Here is a 22525-nt window from a genome sequence, read left to right as displayed (position 1 = left end):
GAAATCCATGAGCAAGAAGCACCCCATCATCTCGGTCACAGGCAGTTCCGGCGCGGGGACGACCACGGTCAAGACCACCTTCGACCAGATCTTCCGCCGCGAGGGCATACGGGCCGTCAGCATCGAGGGCGACGCCTTCCACCGCTTCGACCGCCAGGCGATGAAGGACGAATTGGCCCGCCGCCAGGCGGCAGGCGACCAGACCTTCAGCCATTTCAGCTTCGACGCCAACGAATTGGAAAAGCTGGAGGACATCTTCCGCGTCTATGGAGAAACCGGCCGGGGCGAGACGCGCCATTACGTCCATGACGAACGCGAGGCCGAGAAATGGGGCGCCGCGCCCGGCACCTTCACCCCCTGGGCGCCCTTCGAGGAAGGGTCGGACCTGCTGTTCTACGAAGGGCTGCACGGCGCGGTCGTCAACGACACGGTGAACCTGGCGAAGCTGGCCGACCTGAAGATCGGCGTGGTGCCGGTCATCAACCTGGAATGGATCCAGAAAATCCACCGCGACAAGGCCAGCCGGGGCTATTCGACCGAGGCCGTGACCGACACGATCCTGCGCCGGATGCACGCCTATGTGCATTGCATCTGCCCGCAATTCACCCAGACCGACATCAATTTCCAGCGGGTGCCGGTGGTCGACACCTCGAACCCGTTCATCGCCCGCTGGATCCCCACGCCCGACGAAAGCCTGGTGGTGATCCGGTTCCGCAACCCGCGCGGCATCGATTTTCCCTATCTGACCCAGATGATCGACGGGTCGTGGATGAGCCGCGCGAACTCCATCGTCATTCCCGGCCCCAAGACCGACCTGGCGATGCAACTGATCCTGACGCCGATGATCCTGCGCCTGATCGACGACGCCAAGCGCGCCTGAGGGGGAACCAGCCATGAACCAGATGACCCGCATCGACGCCGCGCTTGAGGCCCGCATGGCCAATGCCATCCGCGCCCTGGCGATGGACGCGGTCGAGGCCGCGAAATCCGGCCATCCCGGTGCGCCGATGGGCATGGCCGATGTGGCGGCGGTGCTGTTCAACCGCTTCATGCGGGTGGATCCCGCCGATCCGACCTGGCCGGACCGCGACCGCTTCGTGATGTCGGCGGGGCATGGGTCGATGCTGGTTTACGCGATCCATCACCTGCTGGGCTATGACGACATGGGCATGGACCAGATCCGCGCCTTCCGGCAGCTGGGATCGCGCACCGCGGGCCATCCCGAATACGGCCATGCCAAAGGGATCGAGGTGACGACCGGCCCCCTGGGCCAGGGCATCGCCACGGCGGTCGGCATGGCGCTTGCCGAACGGATGGCCCATGCCCGCTGGCCGGATCTGGCCGGCCACCACACCTATGTCATCGCCGGCGACGGCTGCCTGATGGAGGGGATCAGCCACGAGGCCATCGACCTTGCGGGCCACCTGCGCCTTGGGCGGCTGATCGTGCTGTGGGACGACAACGGCATCACCATCGACGGGGCCACGGATCTGTCCACCAGCACCGACCAGCAGGCGCGCTTTGCCGCCGCCGGATGGCATGTGCAGGCGGTGGACGGCCACGACCGCGATGCCGTCGCCGCCGCCATTCAGGCCGCGCAGGGGGACGACCGCCCGTCCATGATCGCCTGCAAGACGGTCATCGGATACGGCGCGCCCAACAAGCAGGGCGGCCACGATGTCCATGGCGCGCCGCTGGGTGACGATGAAATCGCGGCGGCCCGTGCCCATCTGGACTGGCCCCATGATCCCTTTACCCTGCCCGAGGACGTGACCACCGCCTGGGCCGCGATTGCCGCGCGCGGCGCGCAGGCTCGGGCCGACTGGGCGGCGCGGCTGGAAACCTCCGCCAACCGCGCCGCCTTTCTTGCCGCCCAGACCGCGCCGGATGCGCCCGCGCTGCGGACCGCCATCGCCGGTCATTGCCACCAGCTTGTCGCGGATCGTCCCAAGGTCGCAACCCGCAAGGCCAGCGAGATGGCGTTGGGGGTCATCAACGCCGCCCTGCCCCAGACCATCGGCGGAAGCGCGGATCTGACCGGATCGAACCTGACCCGGACAAAGGACATGCAGTCGGTCCGCGCGGGCGATTACGCGGGCCGCTATGTCAACTATGGCATCCGCGAACATGCCATGGCGGCGGTGATGAACGGCATCGCGCTGCATGGCGGGTTCATCCCCTATGGCGGGACGTTCCTGGCCTTTGCCGACTATTCGCGGCCCGCGATCCGGCTGGGCGCGCTGATGGGGGTGCGGGTGATCCATGTGATGACCCATGACAGCATCGGGTTGGGCGAGGACGGCCCGACCCACCAGCCGGTCGAGCATCTGGCGTCCCTGCGCGCCATCCCCAACCTCCAGGTGTTCCGCCCCGCCGATGCGGTCGAAACCGCCGAAGCCTGGGAGATCGCGCTGACCAGCCCCGCGACGCCCTCGGTCCTGGCCTTGTCGCGCCAGAACCTGCCCACCGTCCGGACCGAGGACGAGGATGCCAACCGCTCGCGCCGGGGCGCCTATGTGCTGCGCGCCACGCCCGCGCCGCGCGACGTGACGCTGATCGCCACGGGTTCCGAGGTCGAGATCGCCTTGGCCGCCGCCGACCTGCTGCGGGCCGACCGGATCGACGCGGCGGTGGTATCCGCCCCCTGTTTCGAACTGTTCGCCCGCCAGGACCGGGCCTATCGCCAGGGCGTCTTGTGCGATGCCCCCCGCATCGGGATCGAGGCGGCGATCCGCCAGGGATGGGATCTGTTCCTGCGCCCGGAGGACGGCTTCGTCGGCATGACGGGCTTTGGCGCCTCGGCCCCCGCCCCCGCCCTTTACCGCCATTTCGGCATCACGCCCGAGGCCGTCGCCGAACTGGCCCGCAACCTCATCAAGGGAGAGACCTGATGGCCCTCATTACCCTGCGGCAGCTTCTGGATCATGCCGCCGAACATGACTATGGCGTGCCCGCCTTCAACATCAACAACATGGAACAGGGCCTTGCCATCGTGAAGGCGGCGGCCCAGGCCGACGCGCCGGTGATCCTGCAAGCCAGCCGGGGCGCGCGGTCCTATGCGGGCGACATCATGCTGCGTCGCATGGTCGAGGCCCTGGCCGAGATGAACCCGACCATTCCGATCTGCCTGCACCAGGACCACGGCAACAACCTGGCGACCTGCATGTCGGCGATCCGCCACGGTTTTACCTCCGTGATGATGGACGGATCGCTGCACGAGGACATGAAGACCCCCGCCGATTACGACTACAACGTCGCGGTGACGGCCAAGGTGGCCGAGGCCGCCCATGCCGTCGGCGCCAGCGTCGAAGGAGAGCTGGGTGTTCTGGGCAGCCTGGAAACCGGCGAGGCCGCGGCCGAGGACGGATCGGGGGCCGAAGGCAAGCTGGACCACAGCCAGCTTCTGACCGACCCCGACCAGGCCGTCGATTTCGTGCTGCGCACCCGCTGCGACGCGCTGGCGATCGCCTGCGGCACCAGCCACGGCGCCTACAAGTTCACCCGCAAGCCCGATGGCGAGATCCTGGCCATGCATGTGATCCAGGCGATCCACGACCGCCTGCCCGGCACGCATCTGGTGATGCACGGGTCGTCGTCGGTCCCGCAGCACTTGCAGGATCTCATCAACGACTCGGGCGGCGAGATGCCGCAGACATACGGCGTCCCGCTCGAGGAAATCGAGCGCGGCATCCGCATGGGCGTGCGCAAGGTCAATATCGACACCGACTGCCGCATGGCGATGACCGGGCATTTCCGCAAGGTCGCCCGCGACCGCCCGGACGAATTCGACCCCCGCAAGTTCATGATCCCCGCCATGGCCGAGCTGACCGCGCTGTGCCGCGACCGCTTCGAACGCTTCGGCACGGCGGGCCATGCCAGCACGATCCGCGTCATCCCGATGGACGAGATGGCGAAACGCTATGCGTCGGGGGCGTTGGACCCGGCCATCACCGGCGCGAAAGCCGCCTGAGAGGAGGAAGACCCATGAACGAGATGTCGAACCCCAAGCTGGATGCCAAGAAACGGTATTCCGCCGGTGTCCTGAAATACGCGCAGATGGGCTATTGGGAACCCGACTACACCCCCAAGGACACCGACGTGATCGCGCTGTTCCGCATCACGCCGCAGGACGGGGTGGACGCCATCGAGGCGGCGGCGGCGGTGGCGGGCGAAAGCTCGACCGCGACCTGGACGGTGGTCTGGACGGACCGACTGACCGCCTGCGACAAATACCGCGCCAAGGCTTACCGGGTCGATCCGGTGCCGAACAGCCAGGGCGAATACTTCGCCTATATCGCCTATGACCTGGATCTGTTCGAGCCGGGTTCCATCGCCAACCTGACAGCGTCCATCATCGGTAACGTCTTCGGCTTCAAGCCCCTGAAGGCCCTGCGGCTGGAGGACATGCGCCTGCCGGTGGCCTATGTGAAGACCTTCCAGGGCCCGGCGACCGGCATCGTCGTGGAACGGGAACGGCTGAACGTCTATGGCCGCCCGCTGCTGGGCGCGACCGTGAAGCCCAAGCTGGGCCTGTCGGGCCGCAACTATGGCCGCGTCGTCTACGAGGCGCTGAAAGGGGGCCTCGACTTCACCAAGGACGACGAGAACATCAACAGCCAGCCCTTCATGCATTGGCGCGACCGCTTCCTGTACTGCATGGAGGCGGTGAACCGCGCATCCGCCGCCACTGGAGAGGTCAAGGGCACCTATCTGAACGTCACCGCCGGAACGATGGAGCAGATGTACGAACGCGCCAATTTCGCCAAGGATCTGGGCAGCGTGATCGTCATGATTGACCTGGTGATCGGCTATACGGCGATCCAGTCGATGGCGAAATGGGCGCGGGACAACGACATGATCCTGCACCTGCACCGCGCGGGGCACTCGACCTATACAAGGCAGCGCAGCCACGGCGTCAGCTTCCGCGTGATCGCCAAATGGATGCGGCTTGCGGGCGTCGATCACCTGCACGCGGGCACGGTCGTCGGCAAGCTGGAAGGCGATCCGGCCACGACCAAGGGCTATTACGACATCTTCCGCGAGGAGCGGAACCCGATGGCCCTGGAAAACGGCATCTTCTTCGACCAGGACTGGGCGGCGCTGAACAAGATGATGCCTGTCGCCTCGGGCGGGATCCATGCGGGCCAGATGCACCAGCTTCTGACCTATCTGGGCGAGGATGTGGTGCTGCAATTCGGCGGCGGCACCATCGGCCACCCGCACGGCATCCAGGCGGGCGCGACCGCCAACCGCGTGGCGCTGGAGGCGATGGTTTTTGCCCGCAACGCAGGCCGCGACATCTGGAACGAGGGCGAGGACATCCTGCGCGACGCGGCCAAGACCTGCACGCCGCTGAAGCAGGCCCTGGACGTTTGGAAGGACGTGTCCTTCAACTATGCCTCGACCGACGCGCCCGATTTCGCGCCGACGCCCGAAGTGTCGATGTGACCCGCAGCGGTGGGGTGAAACCCCACCCTACAACACCCCGTAGGGTGGGGTTCCACCCCACCTTCCCCCGCCACAAAGGAACACACCCCATGAAACTGCGCCAAGGACAGTTCAGCTTCCTGCCCGACCTGTCGGATGACGATATCCGCGTTCAGGCCCAATACGCCATCGACAACGGGTGGGCGGTGTCGGTCGAATATACCGACGATCCCCATCCCCGGAACACCTATTGGGAAATGTGGGGCCATCCGATGTTCGACAACCCGGACGCCGCCGCCGTGGTCTTCGAGGTGAACGAATGCCGTAAGGAACATGGCGGCAAGTATATCCGCGTCATCGCCTTCGACGCCTCGCCCGGCTGGGAATCGATCCGCATGAGCTTCATCGTGAACCGCCCCGCGACGGAACCGGGCTTCCGCCTGATCCGGCAAGAGGCCGAGGGCCGCAGCGTCCGCTATACCATCGAAAGCTATGCCGTGCGCGAGCCGGAAGGCGCGCGCTATGCCTGAGCGATCCGGGCGGCGTCCCCCCCGCCGCCCGGACCCTGTGCGAAAGACCGGGGGCGCTTCGCCCCCCGGACCCGAGGATATTTGAACCAAGGCAAAAGGCGCCGCGCAGTGCACCGCTCAGGAAGGTGAAAGATGGACGAACCCCGCCCCACCCATGTCGATCTGGCCGCATCCTTCGAGAACAGCGGCGTGCGCGACGTCCTGCGTGAACTGGACGAGACGCTGATCGGGCTGGAGCCGGTCAAGTCCCGCATCCGCGAGACCGCCGCGCTGCTGCTGGTCGATCAGGCCCGCCGCAAGCTGGGCCTGGCGACCGAGACGCCGACCCTGCACATGTCCTTCACCGGCAACCCCGGCACCGGCAAGACCACCGTGGCGCTGAAGATGGCCGACCTGCTGCACCGGCTGGGCTATGTCCGCAAGGGACACCTGGTGACGGTCACGCGCGACGACCTGGTCGGCCAGTATATCGGCCATACCGCGCCCAAGACCAAGGAGGTGCTGAAGAAGGCGATGGGCGGCGTGTTGTTCATCGACGAGGCCTATTATCTGTATCGGCCCGAAAACGAACGCGATTACGGGCAGGAGGCGATCGAGATCCTGCTTCAGGTGATGGAAAACAACCGCGACGACCTGGTGGTGATCCTGGCCGGCTATGCCGACCGGATGGACCGCTTCTTCGCCTCGAATCCCGGCTTCCGGTCGCGGATCGCCCACCATATCGAGTTCCCGGATTATACCGACCCGGAACTGCTGCATATCTCGGAAAAGATGCTGGCGTCGCAGAACTATCGGCTCGACGACGGCGCGCGGGCCGCCATGCGGGACTACATCGCCGCGCGCCGCCACCAGCCGCATTTCGCCAATGCCCGCTCGGTCAGGAACGCATTGGACCGCGCCCGGCTGCGGCAGGCGAACCGGCTGTTCAACGAGGCGAAAGGCCCCATCGACGCCGACCGCCTGTCCCTGATCACCGAACCCGACATCCGCGCCAGCCGCGTCTTTCGCGGCGGGCTTGACGTGGACCGGCTTGACGCGGGTCGCGCGACCGGGCAGGCCGCTGCCGAATGATTGCGAAAGGAATCGCCATGACCTTCGACCGTTCGATCAAGATCGCGCCCTCGATCCTGTCCGCCGATTTCGCCGATTTCGGACGCGAGATCCAGGCCATCGAGGCCCAGGGCGCGGATTGGGTCCATGTCGATGTGATGGACGGGCATTTCGTGCCGAACCTGACCTTCGGCCCGCCCGCCGTGAAGGCGTTCCGCCCGCATGTGAAGACGGTCATGGACGTGCATCTGATGATTGCGCCGGTCGATGCCTATATCGACGCCTATGCCCAGGCCGGCGCCGACATGATCACCGCCCATGTCGAGGCCGGGCCCCATCCGCACCGCACCTTGCAGGCGATCCGGGCCACGGGGAAAAAGGCGGGCATCGCGCTGAACCCCGGCACTCCGGTCGAGGCGGTGGAATACCTGCTGGATCTGGCCGACATGGTGCTGGTGATGACCGTGAACCCGGGCTTCGGCGGGCAGAAGTTCATCCATTCCCAGGTGGACAAGATCGCCCGGCTGCGCGGCATGATCGGCGACCGGCCCATCCATATCCAGGTGGATGGCGGCGTCGATCCCACCACCGCGCCGCTGGTGGCGAAGGCCGGGGCGGATGTGCTGGTGGCGGGATCGGCGGTCTTCAAGGGCGGCTCGGTTGGCCAGCCGCAGGTCTATGGCCAGAACATCCGCGCGATCCGCGACGCCATCGACGGACTGGCGCTGTCAGCCTAGCGCCGCGGCCCAGTCCTCGACCGGATCGCCGCTGCCAAGGCCCGTCACCAGCCCGTTCACCATGAAGGTGGGCGAGACATGGATGCCGTTCTGCCGCGCGTATTTCGCGTGCCGCTTGATCTGCGCCTCAAGCTCGGGAAAGGCGAAGGCTTCCGCCAGAGCCACGCCGCTGCATTCCTCCAGCCGGGCGATGATCTGGTTGGGCGTGGCGTCCATGTTCGGTCCCTTGCGGTGTTGCTCGAACTCGAAGGCTTCGCGGTGATCGGCCACGGCCTGCAACACGCGCCGCGCGGTCTCGCGCCCGCCCTCCAGCATCGAGGCCGCCAGCACGCAGCGCGTCACCACCGGCGAAAACATGTGCCAGGGCTGCGACTGCATCCGCAGCTTCACCGTCACCCGGTCGCGCCCCGCCGCATCCAGGAAGGCGTCCATCTTGCGGAACGCCTTGACCGAAAACGGGCAGGTCGGTTCCAGGAACATCTCGAAGACCTGCGGTCCCCGGCCCCATTCCAACGGATCGGCGGTGCGCGTCGCCATGGCATGGTCCCTTCCGTTTGACATTCGGCCCTGCACGGGCATCCTGCGGCCAGCAACAGGAGATGGCAATGGATCTGGGCATCAGGGGAAAGCGGGGGCTGGTCTGCGCGGCGTCGAAGGGCTTGGGGCGCGGCTGCGCCGAGGCGCTGGCCGAGGCGGGCGTGGATCTGGTCATCAACAGCCGGACCGAGGCCGACATCACCCGCACGGCCAAGGAAATCGCCGCAAAATACGGCGTCGGCGTCACCCCGGTCGCGGCCGATATCACCACCGACGAAGGCCGCGCCAGGGTCTTGGAGGCCGTAGGCCAGGCCGACATCCTGGTCACGAACGCGGGCGGCCCGCCGCCGGGCGACTGGCGGGACTGGAGCCGCGACGACTTCATCCGCGCCCTTGACGCCAACATGCTGTCGGCCATCGCGCTGATGCAGGCCCTGGTGCCCGGCATGATGGATCGCGGCTGGGGCCGGGTGGTCAACATCACCTCTCAGTCGGTGAAATCGCCCATCGCGGCCCTGGGGCTGTCGAACACCGCGCGCACCGGGCTGACCGGCTTTGTCGCGGGCATGTCGCGGCAGGTGGCGGGGCACGGGGTCTGCGTGAACAACATCCTGCCCGGCATCCACGCGACCGACCGCGCCGTCAGCCTGGACAGGGGCGTGATGGAAAAGCAGGGCATCGACATGGAAACAGCGCGGCGCCAGCGGCAGGCGGGGATCCCGACCGGCACCTATGGCGATCCCGGCGACTTCGGCGCCGCCTGCGCCTTTCTGTGCAGCCAGCAGGCGAAGTTCATCGTCGGCCAGAACCTGCTGCTGGACGGCGGCGCGCTGAACGCGACGCTGTAACCGGGACGGACGCCGGGCTACGACAAAAGGCTTGCCTTGCGTCCGCGGCCCGGCTAGCTCTCATCCATCGGAATTCGGGAGAAGCTGGCCCCGCGCCAGTGCCGAAGGAGCAGCCGCCCCGGCGAACTCTCAGGCAGAAGGACCGCTTTCCGCCAAAAACTCTGGAGAGTGGCGCGCCGCGCCCGCCGAAGGGATAACGATCTCAGGCGTCCCGATCCGGTCTGACCGGACGGGGCAGGGACAGAGGGGGCATCGACCGGGCGAACCGCCCGCCACCCGATGCCGGCTGCCCGGCTGTTTGAGAGAAGGAGGTCGCATGACCGACGATCCGCGCCGGACCCCGCTGCACGACCTGCACCTGTCGCTGGGCGCCCGGATGGTGCCCTTTGCCGGATGGGAGATGCCTGTCCAGTATCCGAAAGGGGTGCTGGCCGAACATCTGCATACCCGCGCGCAAGCCGGGCTGTTCGATGTCAGCCATATGGGGCAGGTTGTGATCACACCGCAGGACGGCGATATGGCTGCGGCCGCCCTGGCCCTGGAAAGCCTGATCCCTGCGGATGTGCTGGGCCTTGCGCCGGGCCGCCAGCGTTACGGGCTGTTCACCGGCGATGCCGGCGGCATCCTGGACGACCTGATGTTCGCCAACCGCGGCGATCATTTCCTGCTGGTGGTCAACGCCGCCCGCGCGGAACACGACATCGCCCATATGGGCGGCCTTGGCGGCGTCACGGTGACGCCCGTCACGGATCGCGGGCTGCTGGCGCTGCAAGGCCCGCAGGCCGCAGAGGTTCTGGCCCGGCTGGTGCCGGAGGCTGCGGACATGCGCTTCATGGACAGCCGGATCCTGCCCTGGAAAGGGGTCGATCTGTGGGTGTCCCGGTCCGGCTATACCGGCGAGGACGGGTTCGAGATCTCGGTTCCCGAGGCGCGGCTGCGCGAATTCTCCGAAGATCTGCTGGACCGGCCCGAGGTCGCGCCCATCGGCCTGGGCGCCCGCGACAGCCTGCGGCTGGAGGCGGGGATGCCGCTTTACGGCCATGACATGGATACCGGGGTCACGCCCGCGCAGGCAGGACTGGCCTGGTCGATCCCCAAGGTCCGCCGGACGGGCGGGGCGCGGGCGGGCGGCTTTCCGGGTGCCGAGGCGGTGCTGGCCGAACTGGCGGACGGTCCCGCGATGATCCGCCGGGGCCTGCGCCCCGAAGGCCGCGCCCCGATCCGCGAGGGCGTGGCGATCTTTGCCGAACCTTCGGGCGGCGCGCCGATCGGCCATGTTTCCTCGGGCGGGTTCGGGCCTTCGGTGGGCGCGCCCATCGCTATGGCGCGCCTGCCCGCCGCGCTGCCCGACGGCGCCACCCTCTATGCCGAATTGCGCGGCAAGCGGCTGCCCGCCGCGATCACCCCCCTGCCCTTCATCACGCCATCCTACAAACGCTGAGGAGCGACCCGATGCTGAAATACACCGAGGACCACGAATGGCTGCGCGCCGAGGGCGATGAGATCGTCGTGGGCATCACCCCCCATGCCAGCGAGCAACTGGGCGACGTGGTGTTCATCGAACTGCCCGAGGAAGGCCGCGAGGTCGAGGCGGGCGACGAGGTGGTGGTGATCGAATCGGTCAAGGCCGCATCCGACATCGCGGCGCCGATCTCGGGTGTGATCACGGCGGTGAACACCGCCCTGGCCGATACGCCGGGCAGCGTGAACGACGACCCCCTTGCCGCCTGGTTCTTCCGCATCAGGCCCGCCCAGGGCACCAGTCTGGACGGCTTCATGGATGATGCCGCCTATCAGGCGCTGATCGGCTGAGGCCATCGCCGGGGGCGCTTCGCCCCCCGGACCCCCCGAGGATACTTTTTACACAGAAGATGTGGCGCGCATGACCCGCTGGACCCCGACCGACTATAACCCCGACGATTTCGCGAACCGCCGCCATATCGGACCCTCTCCGGCCGAAATGGCCGAGATGCTGAAGGCGGTCGGCGCCGACAGCCTGGACGCGCTGATCGGCCAGACGGTGCCCGCCGCGATCCGGCAGGACAGCGCGCTGGACTGGCCCGCCTTGTCCGAGGCCGCGCTGCTGGAGCGGATGCGGCAGGTGGCGGCGAAGAACCGGGTCATGACCAGCCTGATCGGCCAGGGCTATTACGGGACGGTCACGCCCCCGGCGATCCAGCGCAACATCCTGGAAAACCCTGCCTGGTACACCGCCTATACCCCCTATCAGCCCGAAATCGCCCAGGGGCGGCTTGAAGCGCTGCTGAATTTCCAGACCATGGTGGCCGATCTGACGGGACTGCCGGTGGCGAATGCATCCCTGCTGGACGAGGCGACGGCGGCGGCCGAGGCGATGGCCATGGCGCGGCGGCAGTCGAAGTCCAAGGCGGACGCCTTTTTCGTGGCCCATGACCTGCATCCGCAGACCATCGCCGTGATCGAGACGCGGGCCGCGCCGCTGGGGATCCGCATCGTCAAGGCCTCGATCGACGATCTTCAGGCGGATCAGGTCTTTGGCGCGATCTTCCAGTATCCTGGCACTTATGGCCATATCCGCGACCTGACCCCCGAGATTACGGCCCTGCACGCGGCGGGCGCGCTGGCGGTGGTGGCGACGGATCTGCTGGCGCTGTGCCTGCTGAAGGAACCGGGGGCGATGGGGGCGGACATTGCGGTCGGATCGGCGCAACGGTTCGGGGTGCCGATGGGCTATGGCGGGCCGCACGCCGCCTTCATGTCCTGCCGCGACGAGCTGAAACGCGCCATGCCGGGACGGATCGTGGGCGTCAGCATCGACGCCAAGGGCAACAAGGCCTATCGCCTGTCGCTGCAAACCCGCGAACAGCATATCCGCCGCGAGAAGGCGACCAGCAATGTCTGCACGGCGCAGGCGCTGCTGGCGGTGATGGCGTCCTTCTACGCCGTCTTCCACGGCCCGGTGGGTCTGCGCGCCATCGCCCAGCGGGTGCACCTGCACGCGGTCACGATTGCCGAGACCCTGCGCGCGGCGGGGGCCGAGGTCGCGCCGGATGCGTTCTTCGACACGATCACCGTCAAGGTCGGCGTTGGCCAGGCGGGCATCCTGGCCGCCGCGCAGCATCGCGGCATCAACCTGCGCCGCGTCGGCCGCGACCGGGTAGGCATCAGCGTCGATGAAACGACCGATGCCGATGTGATCACACGCCTGCTGGACGCCTTCGGCATCACCGATGCCCCCGCGCCCGCGCAGGCCCCGGCGATCCCCGAGGCGCTGCTGCGCGGGACGGATTACCTGACCCATCCGGTCTTCCACATGAACCGCGCCGAATCCGAGATGATGCGTTACATGCGCCGCCTGTCGGACCGCGACCTTGCCCTAGACCGGGCAATGATCCCGCTGGGCAGTTGCACGATGAAGCTGAACGCGGCGGCCGAGATGATGCCGATCACCTGGCCGGAATTCGGCGCGCTGCATCCCTTTGCCCCGGCCGACCAGGCGGCGGGCTATGCCGAGGCCATCGCCGATCTGACCGACAAGCTGTGCCGGATCACCGGATACGACGCCTTTTCCATGCAGCCGAACAGCGGCGCGCAGGGGGAATATGCGGGGCTGCTGACGATTGCCGCTTATCACAAGTCGCGCGGCGAGGATCGCGATGTCTGCCTGATCCCGGTCAGCGCGCATGGCACCAATCCTGCCAGTGCGCAGATGGCCGGAATGAAGGTTGTGGTCGTGAAATCCGCGCCGAACGGCGATATTGATCTGGAAGATTTTGCCGACAAGGCCGCGAAGGCCGGCGACAAGCTGGCGGCGGTGATGATCACCTATCCCAGCACCCACGGCGTCTTCGAGGACACGGTGCGCGACGTGTGCCGCATCACGCATGAGCATGGCGGGCAGGTCTATATCGACGGGGCCAACATGAACGCCCTGGTCGGCCTGGTGAAACCGGGCGAGATCGGCGGCGATGTCAGCCACCTGAACCTGCACAAGACCTTCGCGATCCCGCATGGCGGCGGGGGCCCCGGCATGGGGCCGATAGGGGTCAAGGCGCATCTGGCGCCCTTCCTGCCGGGCGATCCGCAATCGGGCGACGGCGCGGTCAGCGCGGCGCCCTATGGCTCGGCGTCGATCCTGCTGATTTCCTGGGCCTATTGCCTGATGATGGGCGGGGCCGGGCTGACCCAGGCCACGCGGGTGGCGATCCTGAACGCGAACTATATCGCGTCCCGGCTGGCCGGGGCCTATCCGATCCTGTTCATGGGCAACCGGGGCCGGGTGGCGCATGAATGCATCATCGACACGCGTCCCTTCGCCGACCATGGCGTGACCGTGGACGATATCGCCAAACGCCTGATCGACAACGGTTTCCATGCCCCGACGATGAGCTGGCCGGTGGCGGGGACGTTGATGGTGGAACCCACGGAATCGGAAACCAAGGCCGAGATCGACCGCTTCATCACCGCGATGCTGGCGATCCGGGCCGAGATCACCGAGGTGGCCGAGGGCCGCATCCCCGCCGATCAAAGCCCTCTGCGTCACGCGCCGCACACGGTCGAGGATCTGATCGCCGACTGGGACCGCGCCTATTCGCGCGAACAGGGCTGCTTCCCGCCGGGGGCGTTCCGGGTGGACAAGTACTGGCCGCCGGTGGGCCGGGTCGACAACGCCTATGGCGACCGCAACCTGGTCTGCACCTGCCCGCCGCTGGAAAGCTATGCCGAGGCGGCCGAGTGACTGGACCGGCACCGGCCCTGCCCGGTGCCGCCTTCGCGGCTAGAGGCTGATCGCCTCGTCCACGCCCAGCATGATGTTGAGATTCTGGACCGCCGCGCCCGACGCGCCCTTGCCCAGGTTGTCCAGCACCGCAACCACCGTCGCGCAGCCGTTTTCAGCATCGCCCTGGACGGTGATGCGCAGGCGGTTGGTATCGTTCAGATCCGTCGGCACGATGCGCGGACCCGTCCCCGTGGCGACCTCGATGAACCGCTGCCCGGCATAGTGGTCGGCCAGGGCGCGGATCAGGCCGTCCAGCGTCCGCCGGTCGTTCAGGAACAGCGGCACCTGCACCGCCATGCCTTGGGCGAAGTTCCCGACCGAGGGCGCGAAGACCGGCTGCCGGGTCAGGCCCGCATGGGCCATGATTTCCGGGATATGCTTGTGCCGCTGGGTCAGGCCATAGACGAAATGCGCGGGTGCCGCGCCGCTGTCATATTCCGCGATCAGCGCCTTGCCGCCGCCGGTATAGCCGCTGACGGCATTGATCGACAGCGCCTCGTCCGGGGCGACCAGGCCCGCCGCGACCAGGGGGGCAAGAATGGCGATGGCGCCGGTGGAATAGCAGCCGGGATTGCTGACCAGCCGGGCACCCGCGATGCGGTCGCGCGCGGCGGCGTTCAGTTCCGGGAAGCCGAAGGCCCAGTCCGGGGCCACCCGATGCGCCGTCGAGGCATCAATGATCCGCGTGTCCAGACCGCCTGCCAGGGCCACGGCCTCGCGGGCGGCGTCGTCGGGCAGGCACAGGATCGCCACGTCGGCCTGGGCGAAGGCCTCGCGCCGGGCGTCGGCATCCTTGCGCCGGGCCGGGTCGATCTGGATCAGGCGGATGTCGTCGCGCGTTTCCAGCCGCTCGCGGATTTGCAGGCCCGTGGTGCCCGCCTCGCCATCGATGAAAACGCTGTGTGCCATGGTCCGATCCCCGTTTGCTGCGGGGGTTATAGGGGACCGCCGCCCCCCTGCCAATCGGCGCGCGATCAGATCGAGCAGATTTCCGAGCGGGTCAGGAACCGCTTTTCCCGCCCGTTGTCCAGGCTGAACATGCCGCCGCGTCCCGGCACCACATCGATGATCAGGTCGGTATGCGCCCAGGCCTCGGCCTGGGAGGCGCTGATGTAGAAGGGCGCGCCGCCGATTTCCCCCAGCTTCACGTCGCGGTCCCCCACGCGGAAATCGCCCTGCGGATAGCACATGGGCGAGGATCCGTCGCAGCAGCCGCCGGACTGGTGGAACAGGACAGGGCCGTGCTCGGCGGTGATTTCGGCGATCAGGTCAAGGGCGGCGGGGGTCGCGGAAACCTTGCTCATGTCTTCAACCTCTTCTTCAGGAACTCCAGCACCTGACGTTCCTCGGGGCGCAGGCCGGTCTTTTGCAGATCCTCGGCGATTTCGTCCTGCAATTCCAGCTTCAATTCGTCCGCCAGATAGGAATCGATCACCTGGGGATGGACATAGCATTTTCGGCAGATCGTGGGCGTGTTGCCAAGGCGCGCCGCGACCTGCTCGATCGCCTCGCGGATGTTGCGCTTGGCGGCCGCCTGGCTGTCCACGGCCTCGTATTCGGCCAGCGCCAAGGCGGCCAGAACCGTGCCGGTCCAGGTGCGGAAATCCTTGGCGGTGACGTTCCGCCCCGAGATGTCGCGCAGATAGGCGTTCACCTCGGTCGACGTGATCTTCTGCCGCTGGCCGTCCTCGTCCAGATACTGGAACAGGTGCTGGCCGGGGATGTCCTGGGCGGCGCGCACGATCCGGGCCACGCGGCGGTCACGCAGGCCCAAGTTCCATTCCTTGCCCGACTTGCCCTTGAAGCGGAACCGGATCTGGCTGCCGTCGATCTTCACATGCCGGTCGCGCAGGGTGGTCAGCCCGTGCGACTTGTTCTGCCGCGCGTAATCGGCGTTGCCCACGCGGATCATGGTGTTTTCCAGCAGATGCACCACGGTCGCCACGAGTTTTTCGGCAGGCAGTCCGGGCCGCGACATGTCTTGGTCCACCCGGTCGCGGATCTGCGGCAGCACATGGGCGAAGTCCAGCATGTGGTCGTATTTGGCGCCGTCGCGGATGGCGCGGAAATCGGGGTGGTATCGGTATTGCTTGCGCCCCTTGGCATCGCGGCCGGTGGCCTGGACATGGCCGCGCGGATCGGGACAGATCCAGACATCGGTATAGGCGGGCGGGATCGCCAGCGAGGCCAGCCGCGCCCGTTCGGCCTTGTCGGTGATCGTCTTGCCGTCGGGGCCGCGATAGGAAAACCCCGTGCCGGACCGCTGCCGGGTGATCCCGGGCATGTCGTCGTTCACATAGATCAGCCCCGCCTCTTTCGCGGCGTCGCGCGGGTCGGGGATGACGGCATCGTCGGGCATGGGCGTTGATCCGAAAGCGGGAGGCTTTCGGATCAACACCGCCCCGCGCCTTTGGTTGCGCCGCAGGAGGGGACGGCGACAGACGCGGGACGGAAGCGGTCAGATCTCCATCACCATGCGGCCTTCGATCTGGCCCTTGTGCATCCGGGCGAAGATGTCGTTCACATCCTCCAGCCGGGCCTTGTGGATGGTGGCCTTGACCTTGCCGTCGGCGGCGAAGTCCAGCGATTCCTGCAAGTCCAGCCGGGTGCCGACGATGGATCCGCGCACGGTGACGCCGTTCAGGACCATGCCGAAGATGTCCAGCGGGAAATCCCCCGGCGGCAAGCCGTTCAGCGACACGGTGCCGCCCCGCCCGACCATGCCAACGGCCTGCTGGAAGGCCTTGGGGCTGACGGCGGTGACCAGCACGCCCTGCGCGCCGCCATCGGTCTCCTTGCGGATCTTCGCCACCGGATCCTCGGTCATGGCATTGGCGGTGACGGTGGCACCCAGCGTGCGGGCAAAGGCCAGCTTTTCGTCGTCGATGTCGACGGCAGCGACATTCAGGCCCATCGCCTTGGCATATTGCACCGCCATATGGCCCAGGCCGCCGATGCCGGAAATGACCACCCAGTCGCCCGGCTTGGTGTCCGTCACCTTCAGCCCCTTGTAGACGGTGACGCCCGCGCACAGAACCGGCGCGATTTCGGCGAAATCGACGTTCTTGGGCAGATGGCCCACATAGTTCGGATCGGCCACCACATATTCCGCGAAACCGCCATTGACCGAATAGCCGGTGTTCTGCTGGCTTTCGCACAGCGTCTCCCATCCGCCCAGGCAATGCTTGCAGAAGCCGCAGGCGGAATAGAGCCAGGGCACGCCCACCCGGTCGCCCTCCTTCACATGCCGCACGCCCTGGCCCACCGCGGACACGAAGCCCACACCCTCATGCCCCGGAATGAAGGGGGGCTTCGGCTTGACGGGCCAGTCGCCCTCGGCTGCGTGAAGGTCGGTGTGGCAGACGCCGGATGCCTTGATCTGCACCTGGATCATGCCGGGGCCGGGTTCGGGGATCGGCACCTCGTCAATCGACAGGGGTTTGCCGAATTCGCGCACGACGGCGGCTTTCATGGTTTTCGCCATGACGGTTCCTTTCAGTGGTGGGACGGGCCTTGCGGCCCGCCCCGGTGGCATGACGGCCAGCCGTCGTCAGAAGAAGCCCAGCTTCTTGGGGCTGTAGCTGACCAGCATGTTCTTGGTCTGCTGATAGTGGTCCAGCATCATCTTGTGGTTCTCGCGCCCGATGCCCGACTGCTTGTAGCCGCCGAAGGCCGCATGGGCCGGATAGGCGTGATAGCAGTTGGTCCAGACCCGGCCCGCCTTGATCGCGCGGCCGAAGCGGTAGCAGGTATTGGCTTCGCGCGACCAGATGCCCGCGCCCAGGCCGTACAGCGTGTCATTGGCGATCGACAGCGCCTCGTCCTGGTCCTTGAAGGTGGTCACGGACACCACCGGGCCGAAGATTTCTTCCTGGAAGATCCGCATCTTGTTGTTGCCGCGGAACACGGTCGGCTTGATGTAATAGCCGCCCGACAGTTCCCCGCCATGGTCGGCCGCCTCGCCGCCGATCAGAACCTCGGCGCCTTCCTTGCGGCCGATGTCGAAGTAGGAAAGGATCTTTTCCTTCTGCTCCGACGATGCCTGCGCGCCGATCATCGTGGCGCTGTCGCGCGGATCGCCCTGCTTGATCGCCTCGACGCGTTTCAGCGCGCGTTCGATGAAGCGGTCGTAGATCGATTCCTGGATCAGCACGCGCGACGGGCAGGTGCAGACCTCGCCCTGGTTCAGCGCGAACATCGCGAAGCCTTCCAGGGCCTTGTCGAAGAAATCGTCATCCTCGCGCAGCACATCCTCGAAGAAGATGTTGGGCGACTTGCCGCCCAGCTCCAGCGTCACCGGGATCAGGTTTTCGCTGGCATATTGCATGATCAGCCGGCCGGTGGTGGTTTCCCCGGTGAAGGCGATCTTGGCGATGCGCGGATTGCTGGCCAAGGGCTTGCCCGCCTCCAGCCCGAAGCCGTTGACGACGTTCAGCACGCCCGGCGGCAGCAGGTCGGCGATCAGGTTCACGAAGACCATGATGCTGGCGGGGGTCTGTTCGGCGGGCTTCAGCACCACGCAGTTCCCGGCGGCCAGCGCGGGCGCCAGCTTCCACACCGCCATCAGCAGCGGGAAGTTCCACGGGATGATCTGGCCCACGACGCCCAGCGGTTCGTGGAAGTGATAGGCCACTGTGTCGTGGTCGATTTCCGAAATCCCGCCTTCCTGGGCGCGCAGCACGCCCGCGAAATAGCGGAAATGGTCGATGCCCAGCGGCAGGTCGGCGGCCATCGTCTCGCGGATCGGCTTGCCGTTGTCCCAGGTTTCCGCCGTCGCCAGCAGTTCCAGGTTCTGTTCCATCCGGTCGGCGATGCGCAGCAGGATCAGCGACCGTTCCGCGGCCGAGGTCTGGCCCCATTTGTCCTTGGCGGCATGGGCGGCGTCCAGCGCCGCCTCGATGTCGTCGGCGTTGGATCGGGCGATCTCGCCGATCTCGGCGCCGGTGATGGGGGTGGTGTTGGTGAAATACTTGCCCGACTTCGGCGCGGTCCACTGCCCGCCGATGAAGTTGTCGTAGCGCTTGGCAAAGGGCATCACGCCCACGCCCTTGAATTCGTGCGTCTGGTCGTTCGGCATCGTTTCCTCCTCTGGAAATGGCCCGGAGTCTCCCTCTCCGGGTATGGGTCACAGCTTGGCGGGTACACGATTCGTTGCAACCGCCCTTGCCGTGCCGTGACACGGCCCTGTCTCAACCATGAGACAGTCAGCCGGATTTTTCCGCCAGTCCCAGCCGGGACATGCGGCGATACAGCGTCGCCCGCCCGATCCCCAAGGCGCGCGCGGCGGCCGAGACATTGCCGTCGGACCGGGCCAGCGCGCGGACCACGGCGGCGCGTTCGGCCTTGTCGAAGCCGGTCAGATCGTCGTCGCGGCCTAGCAGGTCGGCGGCCGGGCGCGGGCGGATCGCGCCTTCGCGTTCCAGCCCCAGGGCGCGGCGCGCGGCGCGGGTGGCGCCGATGGCCAGATCGTCCTGGTCCACCGCCAGCAGGACAGCGGCGTCCGCCGTGTCGTCGGCCACGACGATGCGCGCGTCGGGAAAGCTGGCGCGGAAGAACACGGCTTCGATGGCCCGCGCGGTCTGCGCCACCTGGGCCGAGATCAGCCGGTTATAGCGTTCGGTCTGCTCGGCGCGGGCAGAGCTGACATCCAGCGCCGCCAGCAACCGCCCGTCCGGCCCCCAGATCGGCGCGTCCATGCAGGACATGCCGGTGTTGCGGGTATGGAAATGTTCGTCGCGGTGGATGGTGACCTGCCGCCCCTCGGCCAGGCAGGTGCCTATGCCGTTGGTTCCCTGCACGGCCTCGGACCACAGAGTGCCCTGCCACAGCCCCCAGTCGCGGAACTGTTCGGCATCCGCGCCATTCACCCGCTGGTCCAGCACCACCCCGTCGGCATCGGTCAGCATCACGTTGCAGCCCGACAGCCCCACCAGATTGAACAACTGATCCAGTTGCGGGGCGGCCACGCGCAGGAACGGATCCATGGCCTGCCGACGCTGGCTCAGTTCCTCAAGCGTCAGCCGTTCGGGGCGGCGGGCGTCGGCCGGATCCAGCCCGTGCTTGAACAGCGACCGCCGCCATGACGCTGTCAGGGCCGAGGTCGCTGAATTCGACTGCGACTGTCTTGCGACGTAATCCGCGTGACGCATACCGGGCCGGCTCCTCCTCGGTCGGTAGCGGACAGTATAACATGCAAGTCGGCAATAGGACCAAGGGCTAATTGCCCCCGGTCCCCGCAGGCAGCCGCCAGGCCAGCACATAATCGCCCAGATCGGTGCCGATGGACCCGTGCCCGCCCGCGACCAGCACCACCACCTGCCGCCCCTGGCTGTCCAGATAGGTCATCGGCGTGGCCTGCCCGCCCGCAGGCAGACGCCCGCGCCACAGTTCGGCCCCGGTGGTCAGGTCATAGGCGCGCAGGTAATTGTCCACGGCGGCGGCCAGGAACACCACGCCCGACCCGGTGACGACCGGCCCGCCGATGCCCGGCATCCCCAGGGGCAGCGGGATCGGCAGCGGCGTCATGTCCATGGTGGTGCCGTTGCGGTGCTTCCAGGCGATCTCGCCGGTGCGCAGGTCGGCGCCCGCGACGAAGCCCCAGGGCGGCTGTTGGCAGGGCACGCCGATGGGCGACAGGAACGGCCCCATCTCGACCGCATAGGGCGCGCCGGTGTTGGAATTCAGCCCCTGTTCGCCGGAATTGGTCGCCCCTTCCGCTTCGGCGGCAGGCACCAGGCGCGAGGTGAAGGCCAGTTGCAGCGGCATTCCGAACATCACCTGACGGCGCGGATCGACGGCGATGCCGCCCCAGTTGAAGACCCCGAAATTGCCGGGATAGACGATCGTGCCTTGCAGCGACGGGGGCGTATAGCGGCCTTCATACCGCAACTGGCGGAACTGGATGCGGCACAGCATCTGGTCGACCAGCGTGGCGCCCCACATCTTCGATTCGGTCAGCGGCTCGGGCTCGAAGGACAGCGCGGAAACCGGCTGGGTCGGGGCCGCGAAATCCTCGGGGACGGTACCCTGGGGGGCGGGACGTTCGGTGATGGGCAGGATCGGCTCACCCGTCTCGCGGTTCAGGACATAGACATCGCCCTGCTTGGTGGGCACGACCAGGGCCGGCACCCGGCCTTGCGGCATGTCCAGATCCAGCAGCGTCGGCTGGGCGGGCGTGTCCATGTCCCACAGGTCGTGATGCACGAATTGCTGCACCCAGCGGGCCTGTCCCGTCGCCACATCCAGCGCCACCACGGAACTGGCATAAGTCTCCTCGGCCTCGTTGCGGAACATGCCCAACTGGTCGGGGGTGCGGTTGCCCATCGGCACATAGACCAGGCCCAGCCCCGGATCCGCCGACAGGGGCGCCCAGCTGTTGGGCGAGGACGGCGTATAAACCTGCGTCGGGTCGTTCACGACGAAGGGCGCGGTGGCGTCGGGATTGCCGGAATCCCAGTTCCACAGCAGCCGCCCGTCGCGCACGTCATAGGCACGGATCACGCCCGACGGTGCGTTGACATCATAGTTGTCGTTGACCGCGCCGCCGATCACCAGCGTGGTGCCGACAATGACGGGTGGCGAGGTCGAATAATAGAACCCCGCCTGCCGGAACGGCATGTTGTGGATCAGGTTCAACGATCCGTTGTCGCCGAATTCCGGGCACAGCGCGCCGGTCGTCGGGTCGATGGCCAGCAGATGCGCGTCAGAGGTCGGCATGAACAGCCTTGTGTCGCATTGCACGTCGGGCGTGGCATCTGCGGCGACGGCGGGGGTCGCCGGATGGTCGGTATCGGCAGGCAGGACCGCCGCCGGTCCGGCGGGGGCCGCGCCGCCATCGCCCGGCCAATAGCTGACGCCCCGGCAGGTCTGATGCTGGCGCTGGCTCAGGGGGCTGATATCGGCCTTGTAGACCCAGCGTTCCGCGCCGGTATCGGCATCCAGCGCCACCAGCCAGTTATGCGGCGTGCACAGATACAGCGTGTTGCCGACCTTGATCGGGGTCGCCTGATAGGTCGTCTCGTCGGTATCCTCGGGCTGTTTCAGGTCGCCCGTCTGATAGGTCCAGGCGGTTTCCAGAGACGCCACGTTCTGCGCCGTGATCTGATCCAGCGGCGAAAAGCGCTGCCCGAAATTGGTGCGGCCATAGGCCAGCCAATCCTGCGGCCCGCCGGGCGGTCCCATGTCGGGATCGGCATTGGCGATCTGATCGGGCAGCGCGCCCTTGATGTCATGCGGGTCGGTGGCAAGGCTGCCCAGCAGGCCCACCCCGGTGATCACCGTCACCGCCGCCAGCGCCGTCCACCCCGGACGCCGCCGCGCGCCGAAGGGCAGCAGCAGCAGAAGGCCCAGGATCAGGAACATCCCCATGCGGGACGCCAGCGCCCACCAGTCGTAACCCGATTCCCACAGCGACCAGGCTGCCAGCAGGATCAGAAAACCGGCATAGATCCATCGCGACAGGTCGCTGCGGTGCAGGACGAAAGCCGCCGTGACCAGCAGCGCCGCGCCGGAAAACCCGATGAAGGGCGATCCGCCCAGAGTGATCAGATAGATGCCGCCCGCCAACAGGATGACACCGATCAGGCCAAAGACGATGGTCAGAAATACGCGCATGGGCTGTCCCCTTTCGAAAGGTGA

19 protein-coding genes and 1 riboswitch are annotated in these 22525 nt (G+C 67.1%); of the genes, 11 read left to right on the top strand and 8 right to left on the bottom strand.

All coding sequences use genetic code 11. From position 1 onward, the window contains the following. Positions 1-7: 7 nt before the first annotated feature. From ACTJI6_RS01180 to rpe, 7 genes are all read left to right on the top strand, one after another. Positions 8-880 (top strand): phosphoribulokinase, encoded by an 873-nt coding sequence (locus tag ACTJI6_RS01180; RefSeq protein WP_440797112.1) that lies wholly within the window; start codon positions 8-10, stop codon positions 878-880. Positions 881-902: 22 nt separating this feature from the next. Next, the gene (gene tkt / locus ACTJI6_RS01175; RefSeq protein WP_440797330.1) at positions 903-2891 is read left to right on the top strand and encodes a transketolase; all 1989 of its coding nucleotides are present in this window, start codon (positions 903-905) and stop codon (positions 2889-2891) included. Beyond that, positions 2891-3970 (top strand): class II fructose-bisphosphate aldolase, encoded by a 1080-nt coding sequence (gene fba, locus ACTJI6_RS01170; RefSeq protein WP_440797110.1) that lies wholly within the window; start codon positions 2891-2893, stop codon positions 3968-3970. Before tkt ends, fba begins: the two co-directional genes overlap by 1 nt. A gap of 14 nt (positions 3971-3984) precedes the next feature. Beyond that, the gene (locus tag ACTJI6_RS01165) at positions 3985-5448 is read left to right on the top strand and encodes a form I ribulose bisphosphate carboxylase large subunit (protein WP_206436889.1); all 1464 of its coding nucleotides are present in this window, start codon (positions 3985-3987) and stop codon (positions 5446-5448) included. Positions 5449-5537: 89 nt separating this feature from the next. Continuing rightward, a complete protein-coding gene (locus ACTJI6_RS01160; protein ID WP_440797107.1) occupies positions 5538-5957 on the top strand; it encodes a ribulose bisphosphate carboxylase small subunit in 420 nt (139 codons plus the stop codon). A gap of 132 nt (positions 5958-6089) precedes the next feature. Further along, entirely contained in the window at positions 6090-7028 is a 939-nt protein-coding gene (cbbX, locus tag ACTJI6_RS01155) for a CbbX protein (protein WP_440797105.1), read from the top strand. Between the two features lie 17 nt (positions 7029-7045). Further along, a complete protein-coding gene (gene rpe, locus ACTJI6_RS01150; RefSeq protein ID WP_440797103.1) occupies positions 7046-7744 on the top strand; it encodes a ribulose-phosphate 3-epimerase in 699 nt (232 codons plus the stop codon). Here rpe and ACTJI6_RS01145 read toward each other — a convergent pair. Further along, positions 7736-8281 (bottom strand): DsbA family protein, encoded by a 546-nt coding sequence (locus tag ACTJI6_RS01145; protein WP_440797101.1) that lies wholly within the window; start codon positions 8279-8281, stop codon positions 7736-7738. The genes rpe and ACTJI6_RS01145 overlap by 9 nt on opposite strands. A gap of 68 nt (positions 8282-8349) precedes the next feature. Here ACTJI6_RS01145 and ACTJI6_RS01140 point away from each other — a divergent pair, with 68 nt between their 5' ends. From ACTJI6_RS01140 to gcvP, 4 genes are all read left to right on the top strand, one after another. Next, positions 8350-9129, top strand: a complete 780-nt coding sequence (locus ACTJI6_RS01140; protein WP_440797099.1) for an SDR family oxidoreductase — start codon at positions 8350-8352, stop codon at positions 9127-9129. Positions 9130-9194: 65 nt separating this feature from the next. Continuing rightward, positions 9195-9284: riboswitch (glycine riboswitch) on the top strand. A gap of 161 nt (positions 9285-9445) precedes the next feature. Further along, positions 9446-10570, top strand: a complete 1125-nt coding sequence (gene gcvT, locus ACTJI6_RS01135) for a glycine cleavage system aminomethyltransferase GcvT (protein ID WP_440797097.1) — start codon at positions 9446-9448, stop codon at positions 10568-10570. A 14-nt stretch (positions 10571-10584) separates the two neighbouring features. Beyond that, positions 10585-10941, top strand: a complete 357-nt coding sequence (gcvH, locus tag ACTJI6_RS01130; RefSeq protein ID WP_440797328.1) for a glycine cleavage system protein GcvH — start codon at positions 10585-10587, stop codon at positions 10939-10941. A gap of 70 nt (positions 10942-11011) precedes the next feature. Then, on the top strand, positions 11012-13846 hold the full coding sequence (gene gcvP, locus ACTJI6_RS01125; RefSeq protein ID WP_440797095.1) for an aminomethyl-transferring glycine dehydrogenase: 2835 nt from the start codon (positions 11012-11014) through the stop codon (positions 13844-13846). A gap of 39 nt (positions 13847-13885) precedes the next feature. Here gcvP and argC read toward each other — a convergent pair whose 3' ends face one another. From argC to ACTJI6_RS01090, 7 genes are all read right to left on the bottom strand, one after another. Then, a complete protein-coding gene (gene argC, locus ACTJI6_RS01120; RefSeq protein WP_440797093.1) occupies positions 13886-14797 on the bottom strand; it encodes an N-acetyl-gamma-glutamyl-phosphate reductase in 912 nt (303 codons plus the stop codon). Between the two features lie 65 nt (positions 14798-14862). Continuing rightward, positions 14863-15192 carry a DUF779 domain-containing protein gene (locus tag ACTJI6_RS01115; protein WP_440797092.1) on the bottom strand — a complete coding sequence of 110 codons (330 nt, stop codon included), beginning with the start codon at positions 15190-15192 and terminating at the stop codon, positions 14863-14865. After that, positions 15189-16247 carry a DNA topoisomerase IB gene (locus ACTJI6_RS01110; protein WP_440797090.1) on the bottom strand — a complete coding sequence of 353 codons (1059 nt, stop codon included), beginning with the start codon at positions 16245-16247 and terminating at the stop codon, positions 15189-15191. Before ACTJI6_RS01110 ends, ACTJI6_RS01115 begins: the two co-directional genes overlap by 4 nt. A gap of 99 nt (positions 16248-16346) precedes the next feature. Beyond that, positions 16347-17372 carry an alcohol dehydrogenase AdhP gene (adhP, locus tag ACTJI6_RS01105; protein ID WP_440797088.1) on the bottom strand — a complete coding sequence of 342 codons (1026 nt, stop codon included), beginning with the start codon at positions 17370-17372 and terminating at the stop codon, positions 16347-16349. 66 nt (positions 17373-17438) lie between these two features. Further along, entirely contained in the window at positions 17439-18965 is a 1527-nt protein-coding gene (gene adh / locus ACTJI6_RS01100; RefSeq protein WP_440797086.1) for an aldehyde dehydrogenase, read from the bottom strand. A 127-nt stretch (positions 18966-19092) separates the two neighbouring features. Continuing rightward, the gene (locus ACTJI6_RS01095; protein ID WP_440797084.1) at positions 19093-20037 is read right to left on the bottom strand and encodes a GAF domain-containing protein; all 945 of its coding nucleotides are present in this window, start codon (positions 20035-20037) and stop codon (positions 19093-19095) included. A 67-nt stretch (positions 20038-20104) separates the two neighbouring features. Beyond that, complete coding sequence (locus tag ACTJI6_RS01090) at positions 20105-22501, bottom strand: membrane-bound PQQ-dependent dehydrogenase, glucose/quinate/shikimate family (protein ID WP_440797082.1); 2397 nt, start codon at positions 22499-22501, stop codon at positions 20105-20107. Between the last annotated feature and the right edge of the window lie 24 nt (positions 22502-22525).

The sequence above is a fragment of the Paracoccus sp. 22332 genome (genome assembly GCF_052045125.1).
GTDB classification, from domain to species: domain Bacteria; phylum Pseudomonadota; class Alphaproteobacteria; order Rhodobacterales; family Rhodobacteraceae; genus Paracoccus; species Paracoccus haematequi_A.
The sequence above is the reverse complement of the archived record's forward strand: the minus strand, read 5'-3'. Positions and strand labels throughout refer to the sequence as shown.